The sequence below is a fragment of the Halomonas rhizosphaerae genome, from assembly GCF_030010555.1.
In the GTDB taxonomy this organism is placed as follows: domain Bacteria; phylum Pseudomonadota; class Gammaproteobacteria; order Pseudomonadales; family Halomonadaceae; genus Halomonas; species Halomonas rhizosphaerae.
The window spans coordinates 49,227-62,625 of the sequence record NZ_JASCQP010000009.1; the positions used below are offsets into that span (position 1 = coordinate 49,227).

The 13,399-nt window shown below is 70.5% G+C and carries 12 protein-coding genes and 1 pseudogene; 6 read left to right on the forward strand and 7 right to left on the reverse strand.

What is annotated here, in order from left to right; translation table 11 throughout:
* Positions 1 to 188: 188 nt before the first annotated feature.
* Entirely contained in the window at positions 189 to 806 is a 618-nt protein-coding gene (gene yihA / locus QLQ83_RS03045; RefSeq protein WP_282734092.1) for a ribosome biogenesis GTP-binding protein YihA/YsxC, read from the forward strand.
* A gap of 24 nt (positions 807 to 830) precedes the next feature.
* Here yihA and QLQ83_RS03050 read toward each other — a convergent pair whose 3' ends face one another.
* The 7 genes and pseudogenes from QLQ83_RS03050 to argH all read right to left on the reverse strand — a co-directional run bounded on the left by QLQ83_RS03050 (position 831) and on the right by argH (position 6,953).
* Positions 831 to 1,574 carry an HAD family hydrolase gene (locus QLQ83_RS03050; protein WP_282734093.1) on the reverse strand — a complete coding sequence of 248 codons (744 nt, stop codon included), beginning with the start codon at positions 1,572 to 1,574 and terminating at the stop codon, positions 831 to 833.
* Positions 1,571 to 2,488, reverse strand: coding sequence for a tyrosine recombinase XerC (locus QLQ83_RS03055; protein ID WP_282734094.1), 918 nt, complete (start codon positions 2,486 to 2,488; stop codon positions 1,571 to 1,573). The genes QLQ83_RS03050 and QLQ83_RS03055 overlap by 4 nt, the downstream gene beginning before the upstream one ends.
* Positions 2,485 to 3,201, reverse strand: coding sequence for a DUF484 family protein (locus QLQ83_RS03060; protein WP_282734095.1), 717 nt, complete (start codon positions 3,199 to 3,201; stop codon positions 2,485 to 2,487). Before QLQ83_RS03060 ends, QLQ83_RS03055 begins: the two co-directional genes overlap by 4 nt.
* Positions 3,202 to 3,230: 29 nt before the next feature.
* Positions 3,231 to 4,064, reverse strand: coding sequence for a diaminopimelate epimerase (dapF, locus tag QLQ83_RS03065; RefSeq protein ID WP_282734096.1), 834 nt, complete (start codon positions 4,062 to 4,064; stop codon positions 3,231 to 3,233).
* Complete coding sequence (gene lysA, locus QLQ83_RS03070) at positions 4,064 to 5,344, reverse strand: diaminopimelate decarboxylase (RefSeq protein ID WP_282734097.1); 1,281 nt, start codon at positions 5,342 to 5,344, stop codon at positions 4,064 to 4,066. The genes dapF and lysA overlap by 1 nt, the downstream gene beginning before the upstream one ends.
* An 86-nt stretch (positions 5,345 to 5,430) precedes the next feature.
* A pseudogene (lptM, locus tag QLQ83_RS19515) lies at positions 5,431 to 5,535 on the reverse strand (LPS translocon maturation chaperone LptM); the annotation flags it as partial.
* A complete protein-coding gene (argH, locus tag QLQ83_RS03080; RefSeq protein WP_282734099.1) occupies positions 5,535 to 6,953 on the reverse strand; it encodes an argininosuccinate lyase in 1,419 nt (472 codons plus the stop codon). The gene argH and the pseudogene lptM, both read right to left, overlap by 1 nt.
* Positions 6,954 to 7,215: 262 nt before the next feature.
* Here argH and hemC point away from each other — a divergent pair, with 262 nt between their 5' ends.
* The 5 genes from hemC (at position 7,216) to QLQ83_RS03105 (ending at position 13,345) form a co-directional block, all read left to right on the forward strand.
* The gene (gene hemC / locus QLQ83_RS03085; protein ID WP_282734100.1) at positions 7,216 to 8,157 is read left to right on the forward strand and encodes a hydroxymethylbilane synthase; all 942 of its coding nucleotides are present in this window, start codon (positions 7,216 to 7,218) and stop codon (positions 8,155 to 8,157) included.
* Positions 8,157 to 8,951 (forward strand): uroporphyrinogen-III synthase, encoded by a 795-nt coding sequence (locus QLQ83_RS03090; RefSeq protein ID WP_282734101.1) that lies wholly within the window; start codon positions 8,157 to 8,159, stop codon positions 8,949 to 8,951. Before hemC ends, QLQ83_RS03090 begins: the two co-directional genes overlap by 1 nt.
* Before the next feature lie 6 nt (positions 8,952 to 8,957).
* Positions 8,958 to 10,532 (forward strand): uroporphyrinogen-III C-methyltransferase, encoded by a 1,575-nt coding sequence (locus QLQ83_RS03095; RefSeq protein ID WP_282734102.1) that lies wholly within the window; start codon positions 8,958 to 8,960, stop codon positions 10,530 to 10,532.
* A complete protein-coding gene (locus QLQ83_RS03100; protein ID WP_282734103.1) occupies positions 10,529 to 11,776 on the forward strand; it encodes a heme biosynthesis HemY N-terminal domain-containing protein in 1,248 nt (415 codons plus the stop codon). The genes QLQ83_RS03095 and QLQ83_RS03100 overlap by 4 nt, the downstream gene beginning before the upstream one ends.
* A 210-nt stretch (positions 11,777 to 11,986) precedes the next feature.
* A complete protein-coding gene (locus QLQ83_RS03105; RefSeq protein WP_282734104.1) occupies positions 11,987 to 13,345 on the forward strand; it encodes an NCS2 family permease in 1,359 nt (452 codons plus the stop codon).
* The last annotated feature ends 54 nt before the right edge of the window (positions 13,346 to 13,399 follow it).

Consider the following 13,399-nt stretch of genomic DNA (forward strand, 5'->3'; position numbering starts at 1 on the left):
GATCCTCGAGGCCGGGTGCCCTCTGGCCGGTCGTCGCCGACGCCCTGTGGTCGGTCGCTGACGGCCGGAGCACGGTGGTATACTGGCGCGCCCCGGGTCGCAGACAAAGACACTGCATTATAACGGAACACCCGAGCCGCGGGAATGCAAGCCGTGGTGCCCTTGATCAACGTCAGGATTTTCCCGCCATGTCGCGACTCAACTACCAGGCCTCCCGTTTCCTTACCAGTGCCCCGACCCTGGCGAAGTGCCCACCCGACGACGGGGCCGAGGTGGCCTTCGCCGGCCGCTCCAATGCCGGCAAGTCCAGCGCCATCAATGCCCTGACGCGGCAGAAGGCTTTGGCCCGCACCTCCAAGACGCCGGGGCGTACCCAGCTGATCAATTTCTTCTTGCTGGGCGAGGACAGTGGCCACCGGCTGGTCGACCTGCCGGGCTACGGCTATGCCAAGGTGCCCGAGCAGGTCAAGCTGGAGTGGCAGCGCCACCTCTCCGACTACCTGCGGCGTCGCGGCTCGCTGCGCGGGCTGGTGCTGGTGATGGACGTGCGCCACCCGCTGACGGAGTTCGACCAGACCCTGCTCGGCTGGGCCGACGAGGCGGGCATGCCGGTGCACATCCTGCTGACCAAGGCCGACAAGCTCAAGAGCGGTGCGGCCAAGAGCGCCCTGCAGCAGGTACGCTCGCAACTGCGCGAGTGGGAGGACCTGGTGAGCATCCAGCTCTTCTCCGCCCTCAAGAAGCAGGGCATCGAGGAGGTGCACGAGCGCCTCGACCAGTGGCTGCTCGCCCCCGAGCAGGGCTGACCCCCAAGGGGTTCGAGCGCGGCCCTAGCCCGGACCTTCCAGGCGCTGGACCAGGGCCGGAAGTTCCCGCACGTGCTGCAGCCTGAACACCCCCGCGGGGAGGTCGCCGGCATGGGGCGTGTCGGCGGCGATCCAGGCCGCGTGCATGCCCAGGCGCAGGGCCGGCAGCACATCCTCCTGCCAGGAATCCCCCACATGCAGCGCCCGGGAAGGCGGGGTGGCGAGCCGCGCCAGGGCGGCGAGGAAGGGGCGGGCGTCCGGCTTGGGCGCCTGGATCTCGCCGGCAGCGATGGTCACCCGGAAGTGGCGGTGCAGCGCCAGGCGGTGCACCGCCAGGTTGCCGTTGGTGATGGCCCCCAGCCGGTAGCGGCCGCCGAGCTCGGCGAGCAGTGGCTCCACCTCGGGGTGGGGCGAGACCTCGAGGCGCAGGGCATGGAAGCGTGCCATGGTCGCCGCGGCCCACAGCCAGGCGGCACTGCGCGGCAGCCCGAAGGCCTCCAGCAGCTCGACGAGGGCGCGTTCGCGCAGCCAGCTGAAGTCACCCCGACGCAGCGGGTATCGCTCGGCGAGGCGGCGGCGGCTAGTCTGGTAGGCCGCCAGGGGGAAGCGCTCGGCGAAGCGGCCGAGATGCGCTTCGCTGCGGCGCGCCAGCCAGGCGTCCAGGGCCGCGTCGAGCCAGGCGTAGTGGCCGGTCTCGGTGCGCGCCATCACGCCGCGGTTGTCCCACAGGGTGTCGTCTAGGTCGAAGGTGATCGCCTGCAGGGTCATGACGGCTCCCCGGCATCGTCGGCGCGGCGTCGTGCCCGGGGGTGGGCCGCGTCGTAGCTCGCCGCCAGGTGCTGCCAGTCGAGGCGGGTGTAGACCTGGGTGGTGGCGAGGTCCGCATGGCCCAGCAGCTCCTGCACGGCCCGCAGGTCCTGGCTCGACTCCAGCAGGTGGCTGGCGAAGGAGTGGCGCAGCCGATGCGGATGGAGGTGCTCGGCCAGCCCCCGGGCCCTGGCCAGTTCGGCCAGCCGCTTCTGGATGGCGCGATGGCCCAGCCGGGCCCCGCGCACCCCGACGAACAGCGCCGGCGTGTCGCGATCGGCCAGCTGGCCGCGGACCGCCCGCCAGGCGTCCAGGGCCTGGCGCGCCCGGCGCCCCACCGGCACCTGGCGGGGCTTGCCGCCCTTGCCCAGCACCCGCACCCGCTGCGGCTGGAGGTCGCCGAGGTCCAGCGCCGCCAGCTCGGCCAGGCGCAGGCCGCTCGAATAGAAGAGCTCCAGCATCGCCTGGTCGCGTCGGGCCAGGGGCGAGTCGTCGTGGGGCGTGTCGAGGAAGCGGGCCAGCTGGTCCACGTCCAGGGGCCGCGGCAGGTGCCGGGGCTGGCGGGGCGTCCGCACCAGGGGCACCGGGTTGTGGCGGAGCCGGCCGGCCGCCACCAGGTAGCGGGCGAAGCCCGAGATGGCCGCCCGCCGCCGGGCCAGGCTGCGCGGCGCCTGGCCCCGCATGCGCTCGCTGCCCAGGAAGCGGCGCAGCAGGGCGGCATCCAGCGCTGACCAGTCGTCGATGGCCTCGGCCTCGAGGAAGGCCGCCAGGGCCGCCAGGTCACGCCGGTAGGCGCCCACCGTGGCCGGACTGGCGGTGCGGGCCAGCCCGGCCAGGAAGGCCTCGACCTCGGAGTCCAGCGCGTGTCCGGTCACGGGGCGGCCGGGGCCAGGCGTACCAGCAGCCGCGCCACCACCTCGCCCACGTACTCGGTGAACAGGGTATCCATGCTGGCGCGGAAGTGGTCCGGGTCGGGACTCGCCAGCACCAGGTAGCCCAGCGGCTCGCCCAGGGTCAGCCGCGACAGGGCGCAGGAGCCGGCCTTGTCGGGCGCCGGCACATGGGGCAGCAGGCGCTTCCAGTCGGTCGGCGTCAGACGGGTGCAGCGGCTGGTGCGGCCGTCGAGCAGCGCGGCCAGGCGCTGGCCGGCATGGTCGTCGAGGACCTGGCGCGGGGCCTGGGGGGGACGGGGCTCGGCATCGGTCAGGCTGGCCGGGCACCACAGGGCCACCGCCGGAGTATGGAAGCGCTCGGCGAGCTGGGTGGCGAGCGCCTGGCCCAGGGCGTCGTTGTCCTCGGCCTCGAGCAGCGCCAGCACCAACTCGCGGGTGCGGCGATACTGGCCCTCGTTATGGCGGGCCGACTCCAGCAATTGCTCCAGGCGCCATTCGGCCTGCTCGGCGCGGGAGCGCAGGTCGTGGACCAGCCGCTCGAGCAGCGAGGTGGCGCCGCGGGCCTCGGGGTGCGGCACCTTGAGCTGCTGCAGCAGCCCCTCGCGACCGACGAAGAAGTCCGGGTGACAGGCCAGCCACTGGGCCACCCGATCGGGGTCGAGGGTCTTGCGCGGGTCGGGGGCGGCTCGGGTCATGGGAGCTTCTCCTCTGGTGGCAGGGCGACTCAGTTCAGGACGACGCGGCCGTCGAAGACGCGCTCGGCGGGACCGGTCATGATCAGGGAGGCGTCGTCGCCGGCCCACTCGATGCAAAGGTCGCCGCCGCGCAGGTGCACGGTGACCGGGCTCTCCAGCAGCCCCTGGCGGATACCGCTGGCCACCGCGGCGCAGGCGCCGGTGCCGCAGGCCAGGGTCTCGCCACTCCCGCGTTCATACACGCGAAGGCGAATCTCGTGGGGCGTCACCACCTGCATGAAGCCTACATTGACCCGCCGCGGAAAGCGCGGATGGGCCTCGAGCGCCGGCCCCAGGCGCTCGACGGGGGCCGTGTCGACGTCGTCGACGCGCAGCACCGCATGGGGGTTGCCCATCGAGACCACGCCCACCTCGAGGCACTCGCCGTCCACCTCCAGCGGCTGGAGCGGGCGGTCCTCGGCGGCCTCGAAGGGCAGCGCCTCGGGGGCGAAGCGCGGCGCCCCCATGTCGACGCGCACCCGGCCGTCGTCCTCGACCACCAGGGTCAGCGGGCCGCCGGCGGTCTCGACATGGATCTCGTGCTTGTGGGTCAGGCGCTGGTCGCGCACGAAGCGGGCGAAGCAGCGAGCGCCGTTGCCGCAGTTCTCCACCTCGCTGCCGTCCGCATTGTAGATCCGATAGCGGAAATCCATCTCCGGGTCCCGCGGCGGCTCCACGACCAGCAGCTGGTCGAAGCCGATGCCGAAGCGGCGGTCGGCCAGCTGGCGGATCTGGTCGTCGGTCAGGCGTGCCCGCTGGGTGACCAGGTCGACCACCATGAAGTCGTTGCCCAGCCCCTGCATCTTGGTGAAATGCAGCAGCATCAGCGCGCCTCCCGCTCGTCGTCGGGCAGCAGCGACTCGCCGGCCCAAAGGTCCTCCAGCCGTTCGCGGCGGCGCACCAGGTGGGCGTGGTCGCCGTCGACCATCACCTCGGCGGGGCGCGGGCGGCTGTTGTAGTTCGAGGCCATCGCGAAGCCGTAGGCGCCGGCGGAGCGCACCGCCAGCAGGTCGCCGGCGGCGATGGCGAGCACACGCTCCTTGCCCAGGAAGTCGCCGGTCTCGCAGACCGGGCCGACCACGTCATAGGTGGCGGTGTCGCGCGGCTTGCGGGTATCCACCGCCAGGATCGCCTGCCACGCCTGGTAGAGGGCGGGGCGGATCAGGTCGTTCATGCCGGCGTCGACGATGGCGAAGTTGCGGGTCTCGCCGGGCTTGAGGTACTCGACCCGGGTCAGCAGCACGCCGGCATTGGCGGCGATGGAGCGGCCCGGCTCGAAGAGCAGGGTCAGGCGCTCGCTGCCCGGCCATTTCGACAGCCGCTCGAGCAGGGCGGTGGCGTAGTCGAAGGGTGCCGGCGGGCGCTCGTCCCGGTAGGGCACGCCGAGGCCGCCGCCCAGGTCCAGGTGCTCCACCTCGATGCCGCGCTCGCGCAGGCGCTCGAGCAGCAGCAGCAGGCGGTCCAGGGCGTCGAGGAAGGGCGAGAGCTCGGTGAGCTGGGAGCCGATATGGCAGTCCAGGCCGATGACGCGCACATTGGGAAGCGCGGCGGCCAGCTCGTAGACGGCCAGCGCCTCGTCCACCGGGATGCCGAACTTGTTGTCCTTGAGCCCGGTGGAGATGTAGGGATGGGTGCCGGCGTCCACGTCCGGGTTGACCCGCAGCGACACCGGGGCCACCTTGCCGAGCCGCCCGGCCACGGCGTCGAGGCGCTCGAGCTCCGGCCGCGACTCGACGTTGAAGCACTTGATGCCCACCTCCAGGGCGCGGGCCATCTCGGCCTCCTGCTTGGCGACGCCGGAGAAGACCACCCTGGCGGGGTCGCCGCCGGCGGCCAGCACCCGCTCCAGTTCGCCCACGGAGACGATGTCGAAGCCGGCGCCGAGTCTTGCCAGCAACCCGAGCACCGCCAGGTTGCTGTTGGCCTTCACCGCATAGCAGATCAGGTGCGGGTGGCCGCCCAGCGCCTCGGTGTAGGCGCGGAAGTGGCGTGCCAGCGTCGCCCGGGAGTAGACGTAGCAGGGGGTGCCGACCTCGTCGGCGATGCGGGTGAGCGGCACGTCCTCGCCGTAGAGGACGCCGTCGCGGTATTCGAAATGGTCCATGCCTAGCTCTCGTCGTCTCGGGCGGTGTCGTCGTCCTGCCGGGCCGCGTCCTCGTCCGACGCCTCCTGCTGGCCCGCAGGGTCATAGCGCTCGGCGGCCGCCTCGTCGTCGGGCAGGTAGAGCGGTCCCTTCTGGCCGCATCCGGCCAGGGTTAGGCCCAAGGCCACTGCCAGGGGGGCGAGGCGGCGCATCAGGCCTGGCCCGCCAGGGTCGCCAGGGCGTCACGGGCCCGCTGGGCCGCGGCGCGCACCTGGTCCGGGGCGGTGCCGCCGATATGGTTGCGGGCGGCCACCGAGCCCTCCAGGGTCAGCACCTCGAAGACGTCTGCCTCGATGGTGCCGGAGAACTGCTTGAGCTCCTCGAGGCGCATCTCGGAGAGGTCCTTCTGTTCCTTGAGGCCGAAGGCCACGGACTGGCCGACGATCTCGTGGGCATCGCGGAAGGCCACGCCCTTGCGCACCAGGTAGTCGGCGAGGTCGGTGGCGGTGGAGAAGCCACGGCGGGCGGCCTCGGCCATGCTGGCCTTCCTGGGCTCGATGGCCGGCACCATGTCGGCGAAGGCGCGCAGGCAGCCCTTGACGGTATCCAGGCTGTCGAACAGCGGCTCCTTGTCTTCCTGATTATCCTTGTTATAGGCCAGGGGCTGGGACTTCATCAGGGTCAGCAGGCCCACCAGGTGGCCGTAGACCCGGCCGGTCTTGCCGCGGACCAGCTCCGGCACGTCCGGGTTCTTCTTCTGCGGCATGATCGAGGAGCCGGTGCAGAAGCGGTCGGGCAGGTCGATGAAGTCGAACTGGGCGCTGGTCCACAGCACCAGCTCCTCGCTCATGCGCGACAGGTGCATCAGCAGGATGCTGGCGAAGCTGGTGAACTCGATGGCGAAGTCGCGATCGCTCACCGCATCGAGGCTGTTCTCGGCGGGGCGCTCGAAGCCCAGCAGCTCGGCGGTGACATGGCGGTCGATGGGGTAGGTGGTGCCGGCCAGCGCCGCCGCACCCAGCGGCATCACGTTGACGCGCTTGCGGCAGTCGAGCAGACGCTCGTGGTCGCGGGCCAGCATTTCCTGCCAGGCCAGCAGGTGGTGGCCGAAGGTGACCGGCTGGGCGGTCTGCAGGTGGGTGAAGCCGGGCATGATGGTGTCGGCCTCGCGGTCGGCCAGCGTGATCAGCCCCTCGCGCAGGCGGGCCAGCTCGGCGCCGACCACGTCGATCTCGTCGCGCAGGTAGAGGCGGATGTCGGTGGCCACCTGATCGTTGCGCGAGCGGCCGGTGTGCAGCTTCTTGCCGGTGATGCCGATCTTGTCGGTGAGCCGTGCCTCGATGTTCATATGCACGTCTTCCAGGGCGACCGACCAGGCGAACTCGCCGCGTTCGATCTCGCCGCGAATCTCGCCGAGGCCCTCGATGATGGCATCGCGCTCCTCGTCGGTCAGCACCCCGACCCGGGCCAGCATGGTGGCATGGGCGACCGAGCCCTGGATGTCGTGGAGGGCGAGGCGCTGGTCGAAGTCGACCGAGGCGGTGAAGCGTTCGACGAAGGCATCGGTGGGCTCGCTGAAGCGGCCGCCCCAGGACTGGTTGGTGCCGGGGTTCGGTGAACTAGGGCTCATCGGGCTGGGCATCCTGCTAGACGATTGCGGTGGGTGACGGCCGGCGGGCCGGCCGCAGCGCCGCCGGGGCGGTGCTGCCTTGACATGGCGGAAAGTGTACCAGAGTCCGTGCGGCTGGCGAGGGGCGGCAGCGGGAGGCCTGCGTGACACGACGCGATTTTTCCTGCCTTGCGCGGTGCTTTATGATGAGGGATATCCATGTCATCACCGGGCGGCGGCACAACGCGCGCCAACGGTAGGCAACCCGGTACGGGAGAACCACGTGCAAGCCATCAATACCCTGCGTATCGCCACCCGCAAGAGTCAACTGGCCATGTGGCAGGCCGAGCATGTTCGCGACCGGCTGATGGCCGCCCATCCCGGCCTGAAGGTGGAGCTGGTGGCCATGTCCACCCGCGGCGACAAAATCCTCGACACGCCGCTGGCCAAGGTCGGCGGCAAGGGGCTCTTCGTCAAGGAGCTGGAGGAGGCGATGCTCGACGGCCGCGCCGACATCGCCGTGCACTCCATGAAGGACGTGCCCATGCACTTTCCCGAGAGCCTGGGGCTCTCGGTGATCCTCGAGGGCGCCGAGCCCACCGATGCCTTCATCTCCAACCACTACGCCTCCCTGGACGCGCTGCCCGAGGGCGCGCGCATCGGCACCTCGAGCCTGCGCCGCGGCCTGCAGATGCGCGAGGCGCGCCCCGACCTCGAGGTGCTGAGCCTGCGCGGCAATGTCCAGACCCGCCTGGGCAAGCTCGACGACGGCGAGTTCGACGCCATCCTGCTGGCCACCTCCGGGCTCCGGCGGCTGGGGCTCGATGATCGCATCACCATGGAGCTGCCCCCCGAGGTTTGCCTGCCGGCCTGCGGCCAGGGCGCGCTGGGCATCGAGTGTCGCCTGCACGACCCCGAACTGCTCGCGCTGCTCACTCCCCTTGACGATGCGACCACGGCGACCCGCGTGCGCGCCGAGCGTGCCATGAATACCCGCCTGGAGGGGGGGTGCCAAGTGCCCATCGGCGGTCATGCGGTGTTCGAGGATGACGGCCAGACCCTGTGGCTGCGTGCCCTGGTGGGCAATCCGGAAGGGACTCGGGTGCTGCGTGCCGAGGGACGCGGCTCCCTGCATGAGCCGGAGGCCCTCGGCATTCGTGTGGCCGAGGAGCTGCTCGACCAGGGCGCCGGCGAGATCCTCGCCGAGGTCTACGGCGCCGGCTGATGGCGGACCTGCCGGTACTGATCTCCCGGCCGGGCGAGCGGGCTGGGCCCTTGGCCGCGGCCATCGAGGCCCGGGGCCTTCCCGTCATGCGCCTGGACGTCATGCAACTCGAGCCGCTGGCGGAGGCTCCGGCGACACGGACTGCGTGGCTGGACATCGACCACTTCCACAAGGTGGTGGTGGTGAGCCCCTTCGCGGCCGAATGCCTGGTCGAGGCGCTGGATCGCTACTGGCCGCAGCTGCCGGTCGGCATCGACTTCTATGCCGTGGGGGCCTCCACGGCCGCCCTGCTGCACCGGCGCCTTGGCGTGCGGGTCCATGTGCCCTCGCCGTCGGCCGGCGAGGATACCAGCGAGGCGCTGCTGCGGCTCGCCTCGCTGCAGGCCCTCGGGGAGCGGCGCGTGCTGCTGGTGGCTGGCGAGGGGGGGCGTCCCCTGATCGCCGATACCCTGGCGGCACGCGGCGCCCGGGTGACCCGCCTGGCGGTCTATCGTCGTCGCCTCCTCGATCCCGATCCCGCCATGCAGGCGCGGCTCGCCGCTGGCGAATATCGTGCGCTGGTGGTCAGCAGCGGAGAAATCCTCGAACATCTGGCAAGATGGTGCACAGACGCCGCCTTGAACCAACCGCTAATCGTTTCCAGTGCCCGGTTGGCTACACTGGCCGGCAGGCTGGGGTTTCTTTTTCCCGTCGTGGCGTCGGGTGCCACGCCTGCCGCCCTGGCGGTCGCGGTCGCCAGGAGCAGCGCCCCGGAGGAGGCCGATGTCGATCATGATGATCTCGAAAAGGGCTAGCGACAGATGAGCAAGCAACCACACGATCAGGACGAACAGCAGGCGCCCTCCGGCGCGGAATCGGCGAGCTCGGGGGGCGAGGCCGGCAAGCCGACCGCTTCCGGCAGGCGCCGATCGCGTCGCTACGACAAGGCCGGCGGCAAGCAGGCCGCCGGCGCGACACAGGGCAAGTCGGACGCCGCGCAGGCGCCTGCAGGCGGCGGTGAGGCCGGCGCCGGGAAGACCGCTTCCAGCGCCGCCGACACCTCCGCCAGTCGTCCGGAACAGGGCGACAAGCCGGCATCCGGCAGCGACAAGTCCGCTGCGGCGAAGCCTGCCGCAGAAAAACCCGCCGCAGAAAAACCCGCCACAGAAAAACCCGCCGCGAGCCAGCAGGCGGCCAGCGCCAAGCCCGCTGCCCCGAGTGGCAGTGCCGCCAAGCCCAGCAAGGCCGACACGTCGGCCAAGGCCGGCAAGGCCGCTGGCAGCGGCGGGTCGACCGCCCCGGCGGGTGGTGGTGCGTCCGGTGGCACGACCGGCACCTCCGCCGGTAATGGCGGCAAGGGTGGTGGCAAGGCCGGTGTCCTGGCCCTGGTGCTGGTGATCCTGCTCGCCGTCGGCGTGGGGCTGTTCGGCTGGCAGGCCTGGCAGAAGCTCGATGCCCAGCAGCAGCGCCTGGCCTCGCTGCCCGGTGACGTGGCCAGCCAGTCGGACCTCGGCGAGCTGCAGGGGCAGCTCGAGAGCGCGGAGAGCGAGCGTGACGCGGCCCTCGACTCGGCCCTCTCCGACCTGCGCGGCGAGTTCTCCGACTATCGCGGCAGCGTCGACGAGACCCTGGACAAGGTGCTCGACGAACTCTCCCGCGAGCAGGACACCGACGAGCGCGACTGGCTGCACGCCGAGGCCGCCTACCTGCTGCGCCTGGCCAACCAGCGTCTGCAGCTGGAGCGCGATGTCGAGGGCGCCGCCGCCCTGCTGCGCACCGCCGACGAGCGGCTCATCGAGGCCGACAACCCGGCCCTGGTGCCGGTGCGACGCGAGATCGCCTCCGAGCTGGCCGCACTGGATTCGGTACCGCGGGTCGACCGTACCGGGCTCTACCTGGCGCTCAACGCCCAGCAGGAGCAGCTCGCCGGCCAGCCGCTGGCCCAGGAGATCGAGGAGATCACCGCCGACGCCGCCGCCCTCGAGGAGGCCCCCACGGGGGGCTGGCAGGAGCAGCTGGCGCGCTTCGGCGGCGAGCTCAAGGAGCTGGTCACCGTGCGCCAGCACGACCAGGCCCTGGAGGCGCTGATCTCGCCGGAGCAGGAGTCCTACCTGCGCCAGAGCGTGCGCCTGGTGCTCGAGCAGTCCCAGCTGGCGCTGCTCAAGGAGGAGCAGGAGCTCTATGAGGCCAGTCTCGACAAGGCCCTGGCGCTGATCCGCGGCTACTACGATACCGAAGCCAGCGGCGTCCAGTCAGTGATCGAGCGCCTCGAGGAGCTCAAGCAGCAGAGCATCCGTCCGGAGCTTCCCGATATCAGCGGCTCCCAGCAGGCGCTGGCGACCTTCATCGAGCGGCGCTTCGAGGGTCGTGACGACGGCCAGGGAGATGACGCATGAGAAAGCTGATCCTGATCGTGGTCCTGGGCCTGGCGCTTGGGGCGCTGTTCGGCCAGCTGATGATGTCGGTGCCGGGCTACTGGCTGGTGCGGGTGGGCGACACCTCGTTCCAGACCTCCTTCTGGTTCGGCCTGGTCCTGCTGCTGGCCGCCTTCATCGTGCTGCACTTCGCCCTGCGACTGCTGATGCGCCTGACGCGACCGGTGAGCCGCTTCAAGGTGTGGAACAGCCGTGCCCGCAACCGCACCGCCATGAAGCGCACCGTGCGCGGCCTGGTGGCGCTGGCCGAGGGCCGCTGGAAGAAGGCCGAGAAGTCGCTGGTCAAGGCGGCCGACGACTCCAGCACGCCGCTGGTCAATTACCTCTCGGCGGCCCTGGCGGCTCACTACCAGGGGCGCTACGAGCAGGCTGACACCCTGCTCAAGCGCGCTCACCTGAGTACCGAGGGGGCCGACACCGCGGTGGGCATGATGCAGGCCCAGCTGATGCTGGACCGCCAGCAGTACGAGGAGGCGCTGGCGATCCTCACCCGCCTGGACCGTCACCTGCCCAATCACCCCCAGGTGCTCAAGCAACTCAAGCAGGCCTATCTCAGCGTCAGCGACTGGGATGGCCTGCGCCGCCTGATGCCCCGGCTGGCGGCCCAGCAGCTGATCTCCCGCGAGGAGCGCGAGCAGCTCGAGCTGCGCGCCTACCGCGAGCTGATCGGCCAGGAGGCGCGCAACCCCGGCGACATCGAGCGGGTCCGCAACCTCTGGGCGGACATGCCCGACCACCTGCGCACCAACACCGACCTGATCGTGCTCTATGCCGAGGCGCTGGTGCGGGGCAACGAGGAGGGCATCGCCGAGCGGCTGCTGCGCCACTCGCTCAAGGAGCACTGGGACAGCCGCCTGGTGCTGCGCTACGGCCTGCTCGACGTGGATGCTCGCAGGCAGCTGGTGGTGGCCGAGAAGTGGCTGCAGGAGCGGCCCAACGACCCGGACCTGCTGCTGACCCTGGGGCGCCTGTCGCTGCGCAACGCCTACTGGGGCAAGGCCCAGGAGTACTTCGAGGCGAGCCAGCGCCAGCGGCCCAGCGGGGTGGCCTGTGCCGAGCTGGCCCGGCTCTATGCCAACCTGGGCGAGCACCAGAAGAGCCAGCTCTTCTACCGGCAGAGCGTCGAGCTGCTCGACAAGTCGCTGCCCTCCCTGCCCCAGCCGAGCGAGGAGCCGCACGAGGAGAAGAAGAGCAAGACGGCCTGAACGGTCCGCCGCCGGACCGGCCAGTGATCCACTCTCCAGGGGGCGCCCAAGGGCGCCCCTTCTGCTGCCTGGTCGTCCGGTATCCAGGCATTAGACCTTTTTGTATACCCTGATGGCGCCCCGGGTGTTGTCCAATCGGTCAAGAATTGCCTACCCTAGTCGGCGACAGACCTTCCACACCACGACCCACAACAACAACGGGACCCCGCCATGGAACAGACAACGACCGCTGCCGCCTCGCCCGCCGCCGCCCCGGGTGGGCGCTGGATCGAGCGCTACTTTCGTGTACGCGACCGCGGCTCCTCCCTGCGCACCGAGGTGCTCGCGGGCATCGCCACCTTCCTGGCCTCGATGTACATCATCGTCGTCAATCCGGCGATCCTCTCGGATGCCGGCATCCCCTTCTCCGCGGCCCTCTCCGCCACCGTGTTGATCAGCTTCATGAGCAGCCTGGCCATGGGGCTCTATGCGCGCAATCCCATCCTGGTGGCCCCGGGGATGGGCATGAATGCGCTCTTCACCTACACCCTGGTGCTGGGCGCCGGCCTCTCCTGGGAGGTGGCCCTGGGCTGCGTCTTCTGGTCCGGCGTGCTGTTCGCGGTGCTGGCGATGTTCAATGTCCGCCAGGCGATCATCGAGGCGATCCCGGCCTCGCTGCGCTACGCCATCACCTGCGGCATCGGGCTCTTCATCACCTTCATCGGCCTGAAGAACGCCGGCTTCATCGTCGGCAGCGAGGCCACCCTGGTGACCCTGGGCAACTTCGACGCGAGCCTGGTGACCTTCTTCATCGGCCTGATGGCCACCGCCATCATGGTGGTGCTGCGCTTCAACGGCGCGCTGATCCTCGGCATCGCCCTGACCACCCTGCTCTCCGCCCCCATGGGCCGCCTGTGGGGCGAGGAGGTCATGGTGGAGTGGAGCGGCCTGGCCGCCTGGCCCGACTTCAGCGCGGTGATGCAGGTGGATATCTGGGGGGCGCTGAAGGTGGCCTACCTGCCGTTCATCTTCGTGATGCTGTTCACCAACTTCTTCGACGCCCTCTCCTGCTTCATGGCGCTCTCCGAGTCGGCGGACCTCAAGGACAAGGACGGCAACCCGCGCAACCTCAAGCGCTCCATGACCGTGGATGCCTTCGCCTCGATGATCGCCGCGCCGCTCGGTACCAGCGCGGCCCAGACCTTCATCGAGTCCGGCGCCGGGGTCGCCCAGGGCGGGCGTACCGGCCTGGTGGCGGTGACCATCGCGCTGCTCTTCCTGCCCTTCCTGTTCCTCTCGCCGCTGCTCTCGCTGGTGCCGGGCATTGCCACGGCCCCGGCCCTGGTGCTGGTGGGGCTGTTCATGCTGGCGCCGGTGGCGAAGATCGACTGGGCACGTGCCGAGGAGGCCTTCCCGGCCTTCCTGGCGATCATCCTGATGCCGCTGACCTACTCGATCACCCTGGGGATCGCCTTCGGCTTCCTCTCCTTCGTGCTGATCAAGCTCTTCACCGGGCGCATGGAGGCGATCCGCCCGGCCATGTGGGTCTCGGCGGCGCTCAGCGTGCTGATGCTGGTAACCACCCACTGAGGCGGCGTCGCTGACTGCCCGAGACGCCAGCGGGGCTGCCGAAAGGCAGCCCCG

Coding starts and splice junctions, on each gene's coding strand:
- yihA (WP_282734092.1), top strand. CDS start 189: ATGTCGCGACTCAACTACCAGGCCTCCCGTTTCCTTACCAGTGCCCCG.
- QLQ83_RS03050 (WP_282734093.1), bottom strand. CDS start 1,574: ATGACCCTGCAGGCGATCACCTTCGACCTAGACGACACCCTGTGGGAC.
- QLQ83_RS03060 (WP_282734095.1), bottom strand. CDS start 3,201: ATGACCCGAGCCGCCCCCGACCCGCGCAAGACCCTCGACCCCGATCGG.
- dapF (WP_282734096.1), bottom strand. CDS start 4,064: ATGCTGCTGCATTTCACCAAGATGCAGGGGCTGGGCAACGACTTCATG.
- lysA (WP_282734097.1), bottom strand. CDS start 5,344: ATGGACCATTTCGAATACCGCGACGGCGTCCTCTACGGCGAGGACGTG.
- argH (WP_282734099.1), bottom strand. CDS start 6,953: ATGAGCCCTAGTTCACCGAACCCCGGCACCAACCAGTCCTGGGGCGGC.
- QLQ83_RS03090 (WP_282734101.1), top strand. CDS start 8,157: ATGGCGGACCTGCCGGTACTGATCTCCCGGCCGGGCGAGCGGGCTGGG.
- QLQ83_RS03095 (WP_282734102.1), top strand. CDS start 8,958: ATGAGCAAGCAACCACACGATCAGGACGAACAGCAGGCGCCCTCCGGC.
- QLQ83_RS03100 (WP_282734103.1), top strand. CDS start 10,529: ATGAGAAAGCTGATCCTGATCGTGGTCCTGGGCCTGGCGCTTGGGGCG.
- QLQ83_RS03105 (WP_282734104.1), top strand. CDS start 11,987: ATGGAACAGACAACGACCGCTGCCGCCTCGCCCGCCGCCGCCCCGGGT.